Origin of the sequence: Bradyrhizobium sp. WYCCWR 12699 (genome assembly GCF_032144035.1) — a bacterium.
GTDB lineage: Bacteria > Pseudomonadota > Alphaproteobacteria > Rhizobiales > Xanthobacteraceae > Bradyrhizobium.
Genome location: NZ_JAVTJN010000006.1, coordinates 15,142 through 32,564, shown reverse-complemented (window position 1 = coordinate 32,564; position 17,423 = coordinate 15,142). Strand labels below are relative to the sequence as shown.

The 17,423-nt window shown below is 65.8% G+C and carries 15 protein-coding genes; 8 read left to right on the top strand and 7 right to left on the bottom strand.

Annotated features, from left to right (window positions below):
• Positions 1 to 59: 59 nt before the first annotated feature.
• The 3 genes from RPS27_RS06955 to RPS27_RS06945 form a co-directional block, all read right to left on the bottom strand.
• Positions 60 to 1,283, bottom strand: a complete 1,224-nt coding sequence (locus RPS27_RS06955) for a GGDEF domain-containing protein (protein WP_212068618.1) — start codon at positions 1,281 to 1,283, stop codon at positions 60 to 62.
• Positions 1,284 to 1,369: 86 nt separating this feature from the next.
• Positions 1,370 to 2,872, bottom strand: coding sequence for a class I adenylate-forming enzyme family protein (locus RPS27_RS06950; RefSeq protein WP_211416980.1), 1,503 nt, complete (start codon positions 2,870 to 2,872; stop codon positions 1,370 to 1,372).
• Between the two features lie 4 nt (positions 2,873 to 2,876).
• Complete coding sequence (locus RPS27_RS06945; RefSeq protein WP_212068619.1) at positions 2,877 to 4,745, bottom strand: extracellular solute-binding protein; 1,869 nt, start codon at positions 4,743 to 4,745, stop codon at positions 2,877 to 2,879.
• Positions 4,746 to 5,004: 259 nt separating this feature from the next.
• Between RPS27_RS06945 and RPS27_RS06940 the strand changes: the two genes are divergently transcribed.
• Positions 5,005 to 5,823: an invasion associated locus B family protein gene (locus RPS27_RS06940; protein WP_194408074.1), complete on the top strand. Its 819-nt coding sequence runs from the start codon at positions 5,005 to 5,007 to the stop codon at positions 5,821 to 5,823.
• A gap of 76 nt (positions 5,824 to 5,899) precedes the next feature.
• Here RPS27_RS06940 and hspQ read toward each other — a convergent pair whose 3' ends face one another.
• Positions 5,900 to 6,232, bottom strand: a complete 333-nt coding sequence (hspQ, locus tag RPS27_RS06935; RefSeq protein WP_028136346.1) for a heat shock protein HspQ — start codon at positions 6,230 to 6,232, stop codon at positions 5,900 to 5,902.
• Between the two features lie 106 nt (positions 6,233 to 6,338).
• On the opposite strand from hspQ, the gene RPS27_RS06930 reads away from it, so the two are divergent.
• Positions 6,339 to 7,292 (top strand): AEC family transporter, encoded by a 954-nt coding sequence (locus RPS27_RS06930; protein ID WP_211416983.1) that lies wholly within the window; start codon positions 6,339 to 6,341, stop codon positions 7,290 to 7,292.
• A gap of 21 nt (positions 7,293 to 7,313) precedes the next feature.
• Here RPS27_RS06930 and RPS27_RS06925 read toward each other — a convergent pair whose 3' ends face one another.
• The gene (locus RPS27_RS06925) at positions 7,314 to 8,498 is read right to left on the bottom strand and encodes a UbiH/UbiF family hydroxylase (protein ID WP_313753945.1); all 1,185 of its coding nucleotides are present in this window, start codon (positions 8,496 to 8,498) and stop codon (positions 7,314 to 7,316) included.
• Positions 8,499 to 8,730: 232 nt separating this feature from the next.
• Here RPS27_RS06925 and pcsA point away from each other — a divergent pair, with 232 nt between their 5' ends.
• The 3 genes from pcsA to RPS27_RS06910 all read left to right on the top strand — a co-directional run bounded on the left by pcsA (position 8,731) and on the right by RPS27_RS06910 (position 11,303).
• On the top strand, positions 8,731 to 9,498 hold the full coding sequence (gene pcsA / locus RPS27_RS06920) for a phosphatidylcholine synthase (RefSeq protein WP_313753944.1): 768 nt from the start codon (positions 8,731 to 8,733) through the stop codon (positions 9,496 to 9,498).
• Entirely contained in the window at positions 9,495 to 10,253 is a 759-nt protein-coding gene (locus tag RPS27_RS06915; RefSeq protein WP_211416985.1) for a TerC family protein, read from the top strand. The genes pcsA and RPS27_RS06915 overlap by 4 nt, the downstream gene beginning before the upstream one ends.
• A gap of 75 nt (positions 10,254 to 10,328) precedes the next feature.
• On the top strand, positions 10,329 to 11,303 hold the full coding sequence (locus tag RPS27_RS06910; protein WP_194408079.1) for a quinone oxidoreductase family protein: 975 nt from the start codon (positions 10,329 to 10,331) through the stop codon (positions 11,301 to 11,303).
• A gap of 67 nt (positions 11,304 to 11,370) precedes the next feature.
• Here RPS27_RS06910 and RPS27_RS06905 read toward each other — a convergent pair whose 3' ends face one another.
• Entirely contained in the window at positions 11,371 to 12,561 is a 1,191-nt protein-coding gene (locus tag RPS27_RS06905) for an acetylornithine transaminase (RefSeq protein ID WP_211416986.1), read from the bottom strand.
• A 432-nt stretch (positions 12,562 to 12,993) separates the two neighbouring features.
• Here RPS27_RS06905 and RPS27_RS06900 point away from each other — a divergent pair, with 432 nt between their 5' ends.
• Positions 12,994 to 13,935 (top strand): hypothetical protein, encoded by a 942-nt coding sequence (locus tag RPS27_RS06900; protein WP_212068622.1) that lies wholly within the window; start codon positions 12,994 to 12,996, stop codon positions 13,933 to 13,935.
• A gap of 9 nt (positions 13,936 to 13,944) precedes the next feature.
• On the opposite strand, the gene rimO is transcribed toward RPS27_RS06900, so the two are convergent.
• Positions 13,945 to 15,270, bottom strand: coding sequence for a 30S ribosomal protein S12 methylthiotransferase RimO (gene rimO, locus RPS27_RS06895; protein ID WP_211416988.1), 1,326 nt, complete (start codon positions 15,268 to 15,270; stop codon positions 13,945 to 13,947).
• Positions 15,271 to 15,381: 111 nt separating this feature from the next.
• On the opposite strand from rimO, the gene RPS27_RS06890 reads away from it, so the two are divergent.
• Together RPS27_RS06890 and RPS27_RS06885 are read left to right on the top strand one after the other, a co-directional pair.
• Positions 15,382 to 15,972: an ANTAR domain-containing response regulator gene (locus RPS27_RS06890; RefSeq protein ID WP_194408083.1), complete on the top strand. Its 591-nt coding sequence runs from the start codon at positions 15,382 to 15,384 to the stop codon at positions 15,970 to 15,972.
• Positions 15,969 to 17,132, top strand: a complete 1,164-nt coding sequence (locus tag RPS27_RS06885; protein ID WP_313753943.1) for a CmpA/NrtA family ABC transporter substrate-binding protein — start codon at positions 15,969 to 15,971, stop codon at positions 17,130 to 17,132. The genes RPS27_RS06890 and RPS27_RS06885 overlap by 4 nt, the downstream gene beginning before the upstream one ends.
• Positions 17,133 to 17,423 lie beyond the last annotated feature (291 nt).

Sequence of the window (17,423 nt, the reverse complement as noted above, 5' to 3'; positions counted from 1 at the left end):
GCCCCGGTTCTGCAGCGCACCGCGAAGAGCGCTGCGCTGTGCCCGGGGCACGAGAGCCGTTACGACGCCGCCCGTGACGCGTCCGCCGACAGCCGGGCCAGCAGCGACCGTGCCGTATCCGACGGCGACAGCGAGTCCACGCTGACGACGGGCTCGCTGCGCATCTCGTGCTTGCCGTTCGAGGTATGCCGCATCACCGCCGACAAACGCCGCGCGATCATATGCGCGGTGCGGAAGTCGGTCTCCGCGAACACGACGATCACCGAGCCGTCCTTCTGCGCCACGCCGAAATCCATCTGCCGCATCAGGCGGCTTAAAATACGCGCGGCGTCGAGTTGGGCGCGGGAATTGCCGGGGTCGAAGGCGAAGCGTGCGACCGAGAGGCCGCCTCCGCGCGCCAGTGTCTGCTCGACCGCCTTGGCGAAATCGCGGGCGAAGGCTTCCGCCGTCAGCAGGCCGCTGCGCGGATCGAGCCAGCCGCCGGCATCGATCGAGCGCAGTGTGCGGCTCAATTGGGCTTCCATCGCGTGCTGGCGGATCAGCGGCAGCGCATTGGCCGCGACCCTGGCCGGCTCGCCGGGGATCAATTCGAGATTGGGCAGATCGTAGGTCTGCGTCAGCTGGTGCGCGGTGACGACCACGGGCAGGCTGCGAAAGCGGGTGTCCTCGGCAAGCACCGTCAGAAAGGCGTCGGTGACGCGCGCGGTAAAGCCCTCGGCAAGGACGACGCCGTCGAGGTCACGGGTGTTGAGGTGTTTCGCGGCGGCCTCGATCGAGAGCGCGCCGACGACGCCGACGCGTTCGCCGAGCGCGACGGAGAGTGCGGGGTAGGCCGCGCCGCGGCCGATCAGCAGCACGGTGGCATCGCGTGCGGGGTCACCCTCCGGCAGCGCGACTTTCACTTCGGGCAGACGGCGCAGCACCGTGGCGTGCAACGTGCGCACGCGTAGCGCAGCGCGAAGCCGTGCGATCAGGCGGTCGGGATGGCCGCCGCGCGAGGAAAAAGGCAGGGCGTTGTGAGGCAGCGTGCCCGCCGCATCCACGGCGACGAAAGGAAGGTAGGGCGATTGCTCGGCGATCTTCCTTGCGAGCGATGCCATATGCGGCTCGTGTCCGCCCGACATCATGGCGAGAATCGCGGCCGGCTGCACCTCTTCGACCGCGAGTGCCGCGCTGGCCCAATCGATATCGACCACGGGAAACAGCCGGGCCTCGTCCAGCGCCCCGACGAATGGCGGCCGATCGGCATTGGACACAAAGAGGATCGGGCCCGCCTGGGACATTCGACAAACTCTGATCACGCGACAGATGCCGCGCAATCTAGTTTGGCCGCCTTAATGCGGCGTCAACGTTCCAGGCGAAACTGCGCCTAGATCGGCCCGGAGCGGTCGCGAAAAGCTTCGACCATCAAAGGGTTAAGCCCGAGCTCGCTGAGCGCCTCGCGGGCGCGCGCATTGTCCTGGGCGCGCCCGGCCAGCCTGTGGCCGGACAACCGGTCGGGCAGCGCGGTGAGCAGCGCGCCCTGGCCGAGCCGGCGTGCCCATTCCTGCAAATCGTTCGAGAGGAAGCGGTAGCCGCCGACGGCCATGATGCCGGATGGTGGCGCGGTGATGCAGATCGCGCCGCTCGGGCGGTCGAGCCGTGCGGCATAGCCGGTGTCGACATAGTCGCGCGGCGGTTGCGCCGTCAGGGTGTCGCCGACCGGCTGGGGTGGGGCATAGGCTGCGATCGGCACCATCGCGCCGCGCAGGCCGAGGGTACCCTTCGGCGTCAGCAGGATCTCGCCGGCAATGGACGAGCCGGACTGCTCGCGCGGAGCACCGTGCGGTCCGGGCATCACCGCGACCGGCATGCCGTCCTCGCCGCGGCGGGCACCGAACAGGCCGGCTTCACCGAACAGATAGACGTCGGTCAGCGGCGCATGGGGCGCGATCCATGCTTCGCTCGCCGCCACTTGCTCGGGCGCGCGCCACAGGCCGATGACGTTGCGCAAGGAAGGCATCCGCGCCGCCAGGTCGGAATCGCCGAGCCGCAGCGCGAGCTGCGCCGGCGCGATCAGCACCTCGCATTCATGCTCGTTGATCTGCTGCTCCAGCACCTCGTTCTCGAAGGGATGATGCAGCGCCAGCGCGCCGCCCGACAGCAGCCACACCGCGAGCGAGGAGGCGAGGCCGGCGAACGACATCGGCGCGAAGGCCGCCATCACCGTCGCGCCCTGCCTGATGTCGGCTTCGAGCGACATCGCGAGCCCGCCGGCGATCAGGCTGAAATGCGGCCGCGGGACCGGACGAAAGCCTTCCGCGGTGACGTCGAAGGAGATCATCGCCGCCTTGCGGCCGTCCTGGATCACGGTGCGCGTGGTGCCGGGTGGGCGGGCCAGCACGTCGTCGAGCGACGCCATGCCTTCGGGCAGATCGGTCCCGAAGCCGCAGACGTAGCGGATCGAGAAGGCCTCGGCCGCCGCATGCATCGCGAGGTCGGCATAGCTGACGCCGTCGACCTTGCTCATGGTGACGATGGCGCGAGCCGCCGTCCGGTTGAGCGCGGCGGTCAGTTCCGCATGGCGCCACAGCAGCGGCAGCACGGCGACGACGAGGCCGGCACGATGGGCGGCGAGCACCGTCAGCACGAACTCGACGGTGTTGGGCAGCTGGATCGCGATGACGGAATTGGCCGGCAGGCCCGATTCGACGAAATGGGCCGACAGCGCCTCGATGGCCGTGTCTGCCTCGGCGTAGCTCATTCGCCGCGGCTGGTGCCCGGTCACGCGTGCCTTGTTGAGGGGATCGAGCAAAGCGGCCGCGTGCGGCTGCCGGGTCAGCGTGCGCTGAAACAGCGTGTCGAGCGTCGGCGATGCGGCTGGCTGGTTCACGGCGTCACTTTGCTTGAGTGGCTTGCGGCTGCCCCTTCGACCACCAGGTCTCCGGCAAATAGCCTGAGAGCGAGGTGGCCTTGGGCCGTTCTATCCGATTCCAGCGCGCGATCCATTGTTCGGATACGTTAAACAGGGGGATTGTGTAGAAGCCCGCGATCAGAGCCCGGTCGAGCGCCCGCACCGACGAGACGAACTCCGTATGTTCACGGGCCTCGAGCAGGGCGGCGATCATGGCATCGACCGCCGGATCCCTGGCGCCCATGTAGTTGCGAGTCCCCGGATTGTCCGCGGCCGCGCTGCCCCAGTAGAAAGACTGCTCGTTGCCGGGCGACAGCGACTGGTCCCAGCGGTTCTGGATCATGTCGAATTCGTAAGCCAAACGGCGCTGGTCGAACTGCACGGGGTCGACCGACCGCACGCTCGGCTCGATGCCTGCGCGCTTGAGGTCGCGCTGGAACGCGAGCGCGATGCGCTCCTGGTCGCGGGTCGTGACCAGTATCTCGAAGCTGAAGGGCGCCTTGGTCGCGCGGTTGCGCAGCACCGTGCCGTCGAGATCGTAGCCGGCCTCGGACAACAGTTTCAGCGCCGCGCGCAACGTGGTGCGGTCGCGTCCCGATCCGTCGGTCACGGGAAGGCGGTAGCTGCCGTCCATGATGTCGGGTGGAATTCGAGCGGCGAACGGCTTGAGAAGCTCACGCTCGCGCGCGTCCGCTGGCCGGCCATAGGCCGACAGGTCGGATCCGGCGAAATAGCCGGCAACACGCGAATAGAGCCCGAAAAAGTAGTTGCGGTTGACCAGTTCGAAGTCGAACAGCAGCGTCAGCGCCTGGCGCACGCGGATGTCGGCGAAGATCGGCCGGCGCGTGTTGAACACCAGGAATTCGGATGGCTGCGGCAGGCCCGGCTTGACGGTGTCGCGGATCACTTCGCCGCTTTTTGCGGCGGGAAAATCGTAGCCGTCGTGCCAGCGCAGCGGCTCGTGCTCGACGCGGAAATCGTAGAGGCCGCGCTTGAAAGCTTCGAACTGGCCGTTGGCCTCGCGAAAATAGTCCAGCCGGATCTCGTCGAAATTGAAGAGCCCGCGGTTGATTGCGAGGTCGCGGCCCCAATAGTCGGGATTGCGAGTGAGCGTCACGCTGGCGCCGGGTCTCACGGCCGTGACACGATAGGGGCCGGAGCCAATCGGGCTCGTCAGCGTCGTTTCCTCGAAGGTCGCGACATCGACCGCGTGCTTGGGCAGGATCGGCATCAGGCCGAGGATCAGCGGCAGCTCGCGATCATTCGCGCCGGTGAGGTCGAAGCGGACGGTGAGTGGATCGGTCGCCTCGGCCTTGGCGACCTTGGCGTAATACTGCCGGTGGTTCGGCCGGCCGTGGTCGCGCAGCAGCTGCCAGGAGAACAGCACGTCCTCCGCAAGCACAGGCTTGCCGTCGGAGAAGCGGGCGCGCGGATCGAGACGGAACGTGACGAAGCTGCGCTCGTCGTCGGTCTCGATGCTCCTGGCGAGCAGGCCGTAAAGCGTGAACGGCTCGTCATTGCCGCGGGCCAGCAGGCTTTCGACCACGTAGCTCCGCATCTGCTGCACGGCCAATCCCTTGACGATGAAGGGATTGAGGCTGTCGAAGGTGCCGAGAACGCCCCAGGTCAGGCGGCCGCCCTTGGGAGCATCGGGGTTGGCGTAGGGCATATGGCTGAAATCGGCAGGCATCGCCGGCTTGCCGTGCATGGCGATGGCATGGGCCTCCTCGGCGCGTGCGGCGCCTGTCGACGGTCCACTGACAAGGGCCAAGCCAAATACCGAGGCCATCACCAGGGCCAGGACGCAAAGGCGGACACCGGGGCCCTCGAAGCGGCGTTGGAACATGAACATCAGCACACGTTGATTCGAAGACCCGCGGGTCTGAATCCTATCACAGGGAATTCACTGGGCTGAGCTTGCGGCGTGGCCAAAGGCGCTTGTCGGCATTGATCTTTTCGTCGGCCACGTTAAGAAGGCACCCAATCGCGCAAGAGCGTCGAGCCCGTCACTTATCCGCCTCAATTGACGGGGAGAGAGCCGCGCCCAAGGCGGCCAGGTTCGGCGCTTCGGAGCGGTTCGGGCACTTCCCGTTCAGAAAGGGTTTTCCGCAATGAATTTCCGTTACTTGGCCGCGTCCGTCCGGCCGCGCGGGCGACTTCTCGCCTTGTTGACGGCGACGGCGTTGGCCGTCCCGTTTGCCGCCGAGGCCCAAACCCCGGCACCGGCCCCCGGCGCGCCCAAGGCGACTCCGGCCCCGAAAGCGGCTCCCAAGGCTGCCCCCAAGGCTCCGGCGCCGGCCGCTCAGGCCCCGGCCCAGCAGGCTCCGGCCCAGGGCGCTCCGGCGCAGCAGGGCGCGGCCCAGCCGGCCGACCAGCAGATCCAGCTGATCTACGCTCCCTGGACCAAGTTCTGCCTGAAGGGCCAGGACGCCAATGCCAAGCAGGTCTGCTTCACCGGCAAGGACGGCCGCATCGAGTCGGGCCAGCCGGTCATCGCCGCCGTCATCATCGAGCCGGAAGGCGAGCCCAAGAAGATCCTGCGCGTGACGCTGCCGCTCGGCATGCAGCTCGTGCACGGCACCCGCATCATCGTGGACAGCAACGCGCCGCTGCAGCAGCCCTATGTGATCTGCTTCCAGAACGGCTGCATGTCGGACTACGAAGCGACGCCCGAGCTCATCAACAACATGAAGAAGGGCCAGAATCTCGTTGTCCAGGCGATCAATGCCAACGGCGCGCCGCTGACCCTGCCGCTGCCGCTCGCCGGCGAATTCCAGAAGGCTTATGACGGTCCGCCGACGGACCCGAAGGTGTTCGAGGAAACCCAGAAGAAGCTGCAGGAAGAGCTGCAGAAGAAGGCTGACGAGCAGCGCAAGAAGCTCGAGCAGCAGGGCACGCCTCCGGGTGCACCGCCCGCGGGTCAGAAGTAATCGGACCCAATCCCGGACATGAAAAAGGCGCTCGTTTCGAGCGCCTTTTTTGCTGGCCGCTGTCGGCGGAGAAATCCTAGTTCAGCGAGGGATTGCGCGGGCGATAGCCGCCATCCTTGTTCTTGATGAAGATCTCGGCCACCTGGGAATGCCGGACCGGCTCGCCAGATTCATCCGGCAGCAGGTTCTGCTCGGAGACGTAGGCGACGTATTCGGACTCCGCGTTCTCCGCGAGCAGGTGGTAGAACGGCTGGTCCTTGTGGGGCCGCACCTCCTCGGGGATCGACAGCCACCACTCCTCGGTGTTGTTGAATTCCGGATCGATGTCGAAGATGACGCCCCGGAACGAGAAGATCCGGTGGCGCACGACCTGTCCGATCTGGAATTTGGCGGTCCGCGCTTTAATCATTCCCCGTCGATAGACCAGGATTGTGGCCGATGCTAGTGGCCTCATCTGGAATTAGCGTTCACTGAAGGGGCGGATAGCCCCCAATTCTTCAGAAAACACTTCATCAATGGTCGATATCCTCAATCTCGCGCTACCTTATTTCGGCCTGATCTTCGTCGGTTTCGCCTGCGGCAAGGTCAAATCCCTGCCGGAATCAGGCCTCGCCTGGATGAACTTCTTCCTGCTCTACGTGTCGCTGCCGGCGCTGCTGTTTGCGATCATGTCCAAGACGCCGTTCTCGGAATTGAACAACCCGCCGTTCCTGGTCGCGACCACGCTGTCCACCGTCGCCGCCTTCACCCTGGCGCTGGTCGTGGGCAAGGTTTTCGGCCGGCTGACATTGCGCGAGGCGACGCTTGCGGGTCTCTCCGGCGGCTACGGCAATATCGGCTATATGGGGCCGGGGCTGGCGCTCGCCGTGCTGGGGACCAAGGCCGCGGCGCCGACCGCGCTGATCTTCTGCTGCGACAGCATCTTCCTGTTCACCATCGTGCCGCTGCTGATCGAGCTCTCCGACCGCGACCATCCCTCGATCGTGCACGCCTTCGGCGTCGTGCTGAAGCAGATCGTGCTCAACCCGCTGATCATGTCCGCTTGTTTCGGCGCGGCCTTCGCATCGCTGCATCTCGAGATGCCGGTCGCGCTCGATCGCACGATCACCTTCCTGCAGAACGCGGCGGCCCCGACCGCGCTGTTCGTGCTCGGCGTGACCGTGGCGCTGCGCCCATTCGACCGCGTGCCCTGGGAGGTGCCGGGCGTGATCGCCATCAAGCTGCTGTTCCACCCGCTCGCGGCATTCGGCTTGATGCTTGCGTTCGGGCCGTTCGCGCAGCCCTGGGCCGCGACCGCCGTGCTGATGGCCTCGCTGCCACCGGCGCTGAACGTGTTCGTGATCGCCCGGCAGAACGATGCCTGGATCGAATCCGCCTCCGTCGCGGTGCTGCTCGGCACCTTTGCATCCGTGGTCACGCTGACCAGCGTGATGTGGCTGCTCCAGACAGGACGGCTGGCATTTCCGTGAGCGGGCTTAGCGGCGCCAGAACTACCTTCGCCAGGTCGGCGTCAGGCCCTCGCGCATCGCAAGACGGCGGAGCGGGCCGATGGCGCCGAGCAGGTGCATGCCGACGGCACGGACCGGCTGCAGCGGCAGGAAATCGTTGAGCAGGGAGCGGTTGGCGATGTCGATCGCAAAGGTCCGGCTCAGAATGTCCGGGCGCCGTGCGCGGTCGTAACGCTTGAGCACCTCGTCCGCGCCGGGATCCTGTCCCGCAATGACGGCTTCGCCGGCGAGCCGGGCGATGTCGGCGGCGTCGCGCAGGCCGAGATTGAGGCCCTGGGCGCCGATCGGGGGAACCACATGGGCGGCTTCGCCGACCAGCGCGATGCGGTCGCGGCCAAAGGATTTGGGGCGTTCGATCGCCAGCGGGAACAGGTTGCGCCCGGGCTCCACACTCATGCGTCCCAGGATCGAATGCGACTGCTTCTCGACCGCGGCGGATAGCTCCGCATCATCGAGGCTCCGCAGCCGCTCGGCCTCGGCAGGAGCCGAGACCCAGACGACGCTGGAGCGGTCGCCGGGCAGGGGCACGAACACGCAGGGACCGTGCGGCGTGTGGAACTCGGTCGAGACGTTGCGATGCGGCCTGACGTGGCCGACGTTGAAGGTCAGCGCGGTCTGGGACAGCTCGCGCCGCGTCACCGCGATGCCGGCGGCCTCGAGGCACAGCGAATGCCGGCCGTCGGCGCCGACCACGAGGCGGGCGACGAGAAACTGCGCGGAGGCCGTGCGGATTGCGACGTCGTCGGCTTCGATCACGACGCTTTCGGCCTCGTCGTCGAACCGGACGAGATTGGGCAGCTCCGCCGCGCGCTCTTCCAACGCCAGCATCAGCGAGCGGTTGTCGATGTTGTAGCCGAAGGCGTCGAGCGCGATTTCGTGACAGGAGAACCGGACCTCGGGGCTGCGGAACAGCCGGCCGGTGTCGTCGACGAGGCGCATGACCTCGAGGGCGGCCGCCTTGTCCCTGCAGCGCGACCAGACGTCGAGCGTCTCCAGGAAGTCGACGGAGGCACCCAGTAACGCGGTGGTGCGGTTGTCGGCATAGGGAACGCGCCGCGCCACCAATGCGGTCCGGGCACCCGCCTGCGCCAGGGCGATCGCCGCGGCAAGTCCCGCCGGCCCGCCGCCGATCACGGCGGCGTCATGAAGTGTCGATGCGTCTATCATGGAACGACAATTGACACGCCCGGCGGCAAATTCAAGCCCGACTATCTCCGCCGTCATTCCGGGGCGCGCCGTTGGCGCGAGCCCGGAATCCATCGGGCCGCAGAGACGGTTGAAGAATGGATTCCGGGCTCGACGCTTCGCGTCGCCCCGGAATGACGATGGGGGTACAGCGAGTTCGCGCTCCTGAGGATTTTGCCTCGTTTTATGGCCAATTGTGCGACGGCGCGCCGCAATGGCGGATGTGCAAATCGGCCTCATTCTGATAGCAGAAGCCATGGATAGCCAAGAGGATTCCCTGAAGCCCACGCCCGCGATCCGCGCCGCGGCTTTCTCGGTGCACATCTTCACCGCGTTCGGCGCGGCAATCGCGCTGCTCGCGATGCTGGAAGCCGTGCGCGAGCACTGGGCGGCGATGTTTCAATGGCTGGGCGTCGCGCTGATCATCGACGCGATCGACGGTCCGATCGCGCGCCGGCTCGACGTCAAGAACGTGCAGCCGAACTGGTCGGGCGACGTGCTCGATCTCGTGGTCGATTTCGTCACCTATGTTTTCGTGCCGGCCTATGCGATCGTGGCCAGCGGCCTGCTGCTGCCGGTCGCAGCGCCCTTGCTCGGCGTCGCCATCATCGTCACCAGCGCATTATACTTCGCCGACCTGCGCATGAAGGCGGACGACAATCACTTCCGCGGCTTCCCGGCGCTGTGGAATGCGGCGGCGTTCTATCTGTTCCTGCTGCACTGGCCGCCGCTATGGTCGACGCTGCTGGTGACCGCGCTCGTCGTGCTGACCTTCGTGCCGTTCCACGTGCTGCATCCGGTCCGTGTCGTGCGGCTGCGCTGGCTGACGATGTCGCTGATCGCGATCTGGGCGGTGCTCTGCCTCTACGTGCTGGAGATGGATTTTCGGGTCGGCGCCGGCGTCACCATCGTGCTTTGCGCCATCGCGCTCTGGATCAGCTTCAGCGACGCCTTGATCCGCCTCGTCAGATCCTTCGCATGATGCACCTCATCACCAGCCCCGAGGCCTGGGCCGCGCTGCTGACATTGACCGCGCTCGAGATCGTGCTCGGCATCGACAACGTCATTTTCATCTCGGTGATCGTCTCGCGCATCCCGGAGAAGCAGGCGCATCGCGCCCGCCAGATCGGGCTGACGCTGGCGCTGGTGTTTCGCCTCATCCTGCTCAGCCTGCTGGTCTGGCTGATCGGCCTGACCGCGCCGGTGTTCTCGGTTGCCAATCAGGACTTCTCCTGGCGTGACCTCATCCTGATCGGCGGCGGCCTGTTCCTGATCGCCAAGGCGACGCACGAGATCCACGCCGAGGTCGAGGCCGATGACGACAGTAGCGACCAGAAATCCGGCGGCAGCGCGTTCTTCTGGGTGATCGTCCAGATCATCATCATCGACATCGTGTTCTCGCTGGACTCGATCATCACCGCGATCGGCATGGCGCAGGACATCGAGATCATGATCGCGGCGGTCGTGATCGCCTGCCTGATCATGTACATCTCGTCGGGTCCGGTGGCGCGATTCGTCGCAGAGCATCCGACCACGAAAATGCTCGCGCTGGCCTTCCTCGTGCTGATCGGCGTCGCGCTGGTCGCGGACGGATTCCAATTCCATATTCCGCGCGGCTACGTCTATTTCGCCATTGCGTTCTCGGCGGCGGTTGAATTCTTCAACGTGCTGGCCAAGCGCAATCGCAGGAAGACCGGCAAGAAAACCGGGAAGAAAACCGGCGAGCCGTCCGCGTAGCCGTTCCAGCTGCCATCGAGTTGACAAGGCGGGCGCGATGTCTTTCGCTGGCCCTGGAGAAGAGGAGGTCAGGTGATGACCAAAGCGGTCCGTGTGCACAAGGTCGGAGGCCCCGAAGCCCTGGTCTATGAGAGCGTCGACGTGCCAGCGCCTGGTCCCGGCGAGGTGCGGATCCGCCAGCATGCGGTCGGCCTGAATTTCATCGACGTCTATTACCGCACCGGTCTCTACAAGGCCCCGGGACTGCCCTTCATCGCCGGCAACGAGGCCTCGGGCGAGGTGGTCGCGGTCGGGCCCGGTGTGACGCATTTCCATCCCGGCGATCGCGTCGCCTACTACCACAATCTCGGGGCCTATACCGGCGAGCGCAACATTCCCTGGGAGAAGCTGGTCAAGCTGCCCGACCACATCACCCACGAGCAGGGTGCCGTGCTGATGCTGAAGGGGCTGACCGTCTGGTATCTGCTGCACAAGACCTTCAAGGTCGAGCCGCACCACCGCGTGCTGATCCATGCCGCCGCCGGCGGCATCGGCCTTCTAGCCTGCCAATGGGCGAGGGCGCTCGGGGCGCACGTCATCGGCACCGTCGGCTCGCGCGAGAAGGCCGAGCTCGCCGAAGCCAATGGCTGCGACCACGTCATCCTCTACAACGAGGAGGACTTCGTCGCCCGCGTCAAGCAGATCAGCCGCAACGAGGGCTGCGACGTCGTTTATGACGGCGTCGGCAAGGCGACCTTCCCGGGCTCGCTGTCCTGCCTGAAGCCGCGCGGGATGTTCGTTTCCTTCGGCAATGCCTCGGGTCCGGTGCCGCCGTTCTCGATCGCCGAGCTCAACAATCACGGCTCGCTGTTCGCGACGCGGCCGAAGCTCAACGACTATGTCGGCACGCGCAAGGAGCTCCTGGAAGGCGCCGACACGCTGTTCGCCGCGGTCATCAACGGCAAGCTGCACGTGCCGATCAACCACGCCTACGCCCTCAAGGACGCGGCGAAAGCGCATATCGATCTGGAAAGCCGCAAGACCACGGGCGCGTCGATCTTGAAGCCTTAGTGTCGTGTCCCGGCTCAGCAGCGCACCGCCGAAGAGGCGCTGCGCTGCGTCCGGGGCACAAGCGGCTCTACGCCACCCGCCGTGCCGCGCCGGCCTTGGTCAAGATCCCGTCGAGACAATCGATCATCTCGGCGATCTCCGCCTTCGCGACGTTCAGCGCCGGCATGAAGCGCAGGGTGTCGACCTGCGGGGCGTTGAGCAGCACGCCTTGCTCGAAGGCCTGCGCGACGATGCCGGGTGCGATCGGCAGCTTGAGGTCGAGCGCGAGCAACAGGCCGCGTCCCCGCACGCCGCCGAGGCCGTGCCGGGCCGAGACCTTCTGCAGCTCGCTTTCCAGCAAGAGGCCGGTCTCGGTGACCTGTTTCAGGAAGTCCGGCTGGCCGACCTCCTCGAGCACTGCGAGGCCCGCGGCGCACATGATCGGATTGCCGTTGAACGTGCCGCCCTGATCGCCATGCTCGAAGCAGGAGGCGCGCTCGGTCGCGAGCAGGGCTGCGAGCGGGACGCCGCCGCCGATGCCCTTGCCGAGCGTCATGATGTCGGGCGAGATGCCCGTGTGCTCATAGTGGAAGAGTTTCCCGGTGCGGCCCATGCCGGTCTGGATCTCGTCGAAAATGAGCAGCAAGCCGTGCGCCTCGGTCAGCGCGCGGAGCTGCTGCAGGAACGCATCGGTGGCGGGCCACACGCCTGATTCACCCTGGATCGGCTCGAGCATCACGGCGACGGTGTTGTCATTGATCAGCGCTTCGACCGAGGCGATGTCGTTGAGCTTGGCCTTCTTGAAGCCCGCGACCTTCGGCTCGAACAGCGGCTCGAACGCCTTCTTGCCCGAAGCCGACATCGTCGCCAGCGTCCGGCCGTGGAAGCCGCCTTCGAAACTGATGATCTCGAACGCGCCGCCCTTGTGCAGGCTGCCATATTTGCGCGCGAGCTTGATCGCGCCTTCGTTGGCTTCCGCGCCGGAATTGGCGAAGAACACCTGGTCGAAGGCGCTGCCGGCGACCAGCGCCTGCGCCAGCTTCAGGCTCGGCTCGTTGTAGAAGGCCGGGCTCGGCGTCAGGAGCCGCTTCGCCTGGGCGCCAAGCGCGTCGGCGACCACCGCTGGGGAATGGCCGAGGCAGTTGACGGCCCAGCCCTGCACGAAGTCGAGATAGCGCTTGCGGCTGTCGTCCCAGAGGTAGGAGCCCGCGCCGCGGACGAACACGGCCTTCGGCCGTGCGGTGATGTCCATCAGCGCGTCGTACGGATGCGTCGTCATGTCGAACTCCTCTGGAGGCGGGTGGAAAAGGGGCGCAAAAAGCAGAAAGGCCGCACCTTGCGGGTGCGGCCTTCTCGAAAAACTCGGCTGAATTCAGTGGTTCAGCGGCGTCCTCGGACATGGCGCACCCTCTCGTCGTCGCGGGAGCGACGGCGGAGCATCTCGGTGCGCAGGTTGGTCCGGGCGTTGATCATGGGGCGCGGCAATACATGCGGAGGGCAGGGCTTGTCAAGCGGTCGTTTTGCGGATGCTCGCCGAGCGTGTGCGGTTGCACGCGGTTCATGCGAGAGGGATTTCGCGCGCAGTTCGTCGATAGTCGTGAGAAACCATCCCGTCGCTGGCGCGTTTGTGATCGAAGGATGCGACTTGGTTCGAACCGAACGTAATTCGGCTCAGACCAAGATTGGCGGGACCAACGAGACAGTTTCAGCCTTGTCCGATACGCCTTATCCAATCGACCTCGACAGCATTCGCGGCGCATTTCCGCCGGGCATCGAAGCGCCCCCGCTGCTGGTCGACTTTGCCACGTGGCTCGACGGACGCCCATGGGGCAGCGTCGGCCGCTTTGCGCTGCAAGGCCAGTTCTCCGATCATGCGCCGATCGTCGACGGCAGTCCCTTGCGCGATCGGTTTTCGTTGTTCATGCGGCTGCCGGATGGTTCGGCCGTCGGCGGCTGGTACGGCGCAGGTCTCGACCGCGACAACCCGCCGATCGTGGGGCTGGGGTCGGACGGCGATTACGAATTGCTGGCGCCGAGTCTCGATGGTCTGCTCGCCAAACTGACGTCGCAACAATTCGACAATGCCTGGAGCGATCTCAAGCCGCATGACGAAGTCGAGTGCCAGACGGTCGAGCTCGCACAGTGGCTCGCCGGACGGCCGCATGGCGAGCCGACAACGCCCGAGGAGACGTCATCGGAGCTGCCCGATTTCCGCGGCTTCGTGGAGAAGTGGAGCCGGGATCGCGAAGACTATTGGGCCAATCATCGGCTGATGGCCGAGCTCGGCTGGCGGCTGGCCGCCCATTTGCCGAAGGGCAAGAACCCCTGGGACAAGACCCGTTTCGAGGTCGCGATCGTCGGCAAGCAGTACCAGGCGCGCGTGCTGTCGCGCGGGCCCCAGCCGTTCGCGGAAGCCGCTTCAATCGAATCCCTGCTGCGCGATCTGCGCGAGGAGATGCGCCGCGCGCAGCCCGAGCTTGGGCTGTGGTACGCGATGAATTTCGGCCTCTATGCGGACGGCCGCGTCATGCCCAGCTTCGAATACGATGTCCGCCCGACGATCGAGGGCGAACCGGCGCTGCTTGCTGAAGCCAAGGCCGATCTCGCCCGCGCCCCGCGCCCGGAGCGCTGGGTGCCGAAATGGCTGGCGTGACGGAGTGCGTCAGAAACCCGCGACGCTGCCGTGCAGATCGTATTGATCGGCGCGCTCGATCTTGGCGGTGACGATCTCGCCGACGCGCAACGGACGGCGGCTCGTGAGGTACACCGCGCCGTCGATCTCCGGCGCATCGGCCTTGGAGCGGCCCTTGGCGACAGTCGGTCCGACCTCGTCGATGATGATCTGCTGGCGCGTGCCGACCTTGCGCTTCAGCCGGCGCGCGGAGATCTTCTGCTGGCGGGCCATCAGCGCGTTGTAGCGCTCCTGCTTGACCTCTTCCGGCACCGGGTTCTCGATCGCGTTCGAGGTCGCGCCGGCAACGGGCTCGTATTTGAAGCAGCCGAGGCGATCGATCTCGGCCTCATCGAGCCAGTCGAGCAGATAGGCGAAGTCGGCATCGGTCTCGCCGGGGAAGCCGACGATGAAGGTCGAGCGAAGTGCGAGATCGGGGCATTCCTCGCGCCAGCGCTTGATCCGCGCCAGCGTCTTGTCCTGCGCGGCCGGGCGCTTCATCGCCTTCAGCACGTCGGGGCTCGCATGCTGGAACGGGATGTCGAGATAGGGCAGCACCTTGCCCTCGTTCATCAGCGCGATGACCTCGTCGACATGCGGGTAGGGGTAGACATATTGCAGGCGGACCCAGGCGCCGAGCTCGCCGAGCTCGCGCGCAAGGTCCAAAAATCTGGCGCGGACCTGGCGATCCTTCCACGGGCTCTCGGCATATTTGAGATCGACGCCGTAGGCCGAGGTGTCCTGCGAGATCACCAAGAGCTCCTTGACGCCTGCGCCGACGAGGCGCTCGGCCTCGCGCAGCACGTCGTTGGCGGGGCGCGAGACCAGATCGCCGCGCAGCTTCGGAATGATGCAGAACGTGCAGCGGTTGTTGCAGCCTTCGGAGATCTTCAAATAGGCGTAGTGGCGCGGCGTCAGCTTGATGCCCTGCGGCGGCACCAGATCGACGTGAGGGTTGTGGGCCGGCGGCAGCGCGCGATGCACCGCGTCCAGCACGCTCTCATATTGCTGCGGCCCGGTGATGGAGAGCACGCCGGGATAGGCCTGCTCGATTTGCTCGGGCTCCGCGCCCATGCAGCCGGTCACGATCACCTTGCCGTTCTCGGCCATGGCCTCGCCGATCGCCGAGAGCGATTCCTGCTTCGCGCTGTCGAGAAAGCCGCAGGTATTGACGATGACGATGTCGGCTCCGTCATGCTTGCGGGCGAGCTCATAACCCTCCGCGCGCAGGCGCGTGATGATGCGCTCGGAGTCCACCAATGCCTTGGGACACCCGAGCGACACGAAGCTGACCTTGGGCGCAGCCGTCTGATCCATATCCAAATCTGCCTGATTGACCGGCCTGAGCTAGTCCCAATTGCCCACAATTACAACCCTTTGCAGGACGTTCCGGCGTGCTATGGATGAATCACCTGCCGTGAGTGAGCCATGAGCGCCGACCAGTCGCCCAAAATCGTGATCGTCGACGAAAGCCCGATCCGGGCTGCGATCCTGGAGGACGGGTTGCGGGAGGCCGGATTCACTGAGGTCGTCCATATCCGCGAGATGCAGAGCTTGCTGGCCCGTATTTATGCGGTGGATCCCGACATCATCCTGATCGATCTGGAGAACCCCAGCCGCGACGTGCTGGAGGCGATGTTCCAGGTCAGCCGCGCCGTGAAGCGGCCGATCGCGATGTTCGTCGACCAGAGCGATTCCGCCTCGATCCAGGCCTCGGTCGAGGCGGGGGTATCCGCCTACATTGTCGACGGGTTGAAGAAGGAGCGCATCAAGCCGATCCTCGACCTCTGCGTGTCCCGCTTCAATGCCTTCGCCAAGCTGCAGGAGGAGCTGGAGCGCACCAAGTCGCAGCTCGAGGACCGCAAGATCATCGAGAAGGCCAAGGGCATCCTGATGAAGGTGAAGGGACTGACCGAGGACGAGGCCTACGTGCTGCTGCGCTCCACCGCGATGCGCGAGAAGAAGAAAATCGGCGAGATCGCCCAGTCGATCATCACCGCGTCGGAGATGCTGAAATGACCGCCCCCCTGCGCATCGGGTTCATTCCGCTGGTTGATGCCGCCGCGCTGATTGTCGCCGTCGACAAGGGATTTGCCGTTGCCGAAGGGCTCGACGTCGAGCTGGTCCGCGAGGTCTCCTGGTCCAACGTCCGCGACAAGCTCAATATCGGCCTGTTCGACGCCGCGCATCTCCTGGCGCCCGTGGCGATCGCGTCCTCGCACGGGCTCGGCCACGTGAAGGTGCCGATCGCCGCGCCCTTCAACCTCGGTATCAATGGCAATGCGATCACGGTGTCGCCGGCGCTCCACGCCGCGTTGATGGAGGAGATCGACGGAGACCGTTTCGATCCGATGGCTACGGCGAAAGCGCTCGCAAAGGTGGTGGCCGAGCGGCGCAAGGCAGGTGCCGAGCCGCTGACCTTCGGCATGACCTTCCCGTTCTCGACCCACAATTACCAATTGCGGTTCTGGATGGCTGCGGCCGGCGTCGATCCCGACGAGGACGTGCGCCTCGTGGTGCTACCGCCGCCCTACATGGTCGACAGCCTCAAGAGCGGCCATGTCGATGCGTTCTGCGTCGGTGCGCCCTGGAATTCGATCGCCGTCGATCTCGGCATCGGGCATATCCTGCATTTCGTCTCCGACATCCTCGACCGTGCAGCGGAGAAGGTCTTGGCAGTGCGCCAGGTCTGGGCCGACAAGCATCCGGACGTGGTCGCGCGCCTGGTGCGTGCGGCGGTGAAGGGGGCCGAGTTCATCGAAAATCCTGCGAACCTCGCCGAGGCAGCGCATATCCTGGCGCAGCCCGAGCGGATCGGTGTCGATGCCGAAGTGGTCCAGCGCACACTGACTGGACGCCTGAAGATTTCCCCTGACGGTACCTTCCGCGAGAGCGGCCGCTACCTCCTGGTGGGGCGGGAGGAGGCGGGGCGCCCCGATCCGGTTCAGGCCGCCTGGCTCTATGCACAGATGGTGCGGTGGGGGCAGACGGCGCTCACGCCGGAGGGCGTCAAGACGGCCATGGCCGTGTTCAGGCCCGACCTCTACGATGCTGCCCTCGGTCGCCGGCCGCCTGAGCAGGCTCCCGCGGCGTTCGGCGCATTCGCCGGCCCGGTCTTTGATCCCGGCAACATCCGGGGGCATCTCGAGGCCTTCGAGGTCGGGCGTTGGAAGGCTTGATTCGGGGTTGCCTATTTTTTGCGCTGATGAGCACATCGGCTAAATTTTGAGCCGCGTGCTCGAATTTCGTGAGCCGCGCGGCCACCGGGATGTTCCCGACCCTCGCGTAATCATCTGAAATCACTGAGCTTCCGTTTTGCTCCAAGCTGGCACGCAACTTGAATGTTGCAGTGCGGCCAGCTTGTCACAGGTGCCTGCTGAGCCAAGTCCCGCAGCAACGAAGCTGATCGGACCGCTGGGGTGGCGAAGCCGGCTCTTGGAGCCAGCCTAGGTCCTCGCGGGTCGCGCAAT

Coding starts and splice junctions, on each gene's coding strand:
- RPS27_RS06955 (WP_212068618.1), bottom strand. CDS start 1,283: ATGTCCCAGGCGGGCCCGATCCTCTTTGTGTCCAATGCCGATCGGCCG.
- RPS27_RS06945 (WP_212068619.1), bottom strand. CDS start 4,745: ATGTTCATGTTCCAACGCCGCTTCGAGGGCCCCGGTGTCCGCCTTTGC.
- RPS27_RS06940 (WP_194408074.1), top strand. CDS start 5,005: ATGAATTTCCGTTACTTGGCCGCGTCCGTCCGGCCGCGCGGGCGACTT.
- hspQ (WP_028136346.1), bottom strand. CDS start 6,232: ATGATTAAAGCGCGGACCGCCAAATTCCAGATCGGACAGGTCGTGCGC.
- RPS27_RS06930 (WP_211416983.1), top strand. CDS start 6,339: ATGGTCGATATCCTCAATCTCGCGCTACCTTATTTCGGCCTGATCTTC.
- RPS27_RS06925 (WP_313753945.1), bottom strand. CDS start 8,498: ATGATAGACGCATCGACACTTCATGACGCCGCCGTGATCGGCGGCGGG.
- pcsA (WP_313753944.1), top strand. CDS start 8,731: ATGGCGGATGTGCAAATCGGCCTCATTCTGATAGCAGAAGCCATGGAT.
- RPS27_RS06915 (WP_211416985.1), top strand. CDS start 9,495: ATGATGCACCTCATCACCAGCCCCGAGGCCTGGGCCGCGCTGCTGACA.
- RPS27_RS06910 (WP_194408079.1), top strand. CDS start 10,329: ATGACCAAAGCGGTCCGTGTGCACAAGGTCGGAGGCCCCGAAGCCCTG.
- RPS27_RS06905 (WP_211416986.1), bottom strand. CDS start 12,561: ATGACGACGCATCCGTACGACGCGCTGATGGACATCACCGCACGGCCG.
- rimO (WP_211416988.1), bottom strand. CDS start 15,270: ATGGATCAGACGGCTGCGCCCAAGGTCAGCTTCGTGTCGCTCGGGTGT.
- RPS27_RS06890 (WP_194408083.1), top strand. CDS start 15,382: ATGAGCGCCGACCAGTCGCCCAAAATCGTGATCGTCGACGAAAGCCCG.
- RPS27_RS06885 (WP_313753943.1), top strand. CDS start 15,969: ATGACCGCCCCCCTGCGCATCGGGTTCATTCCGCTGGTTGATGCCGCC.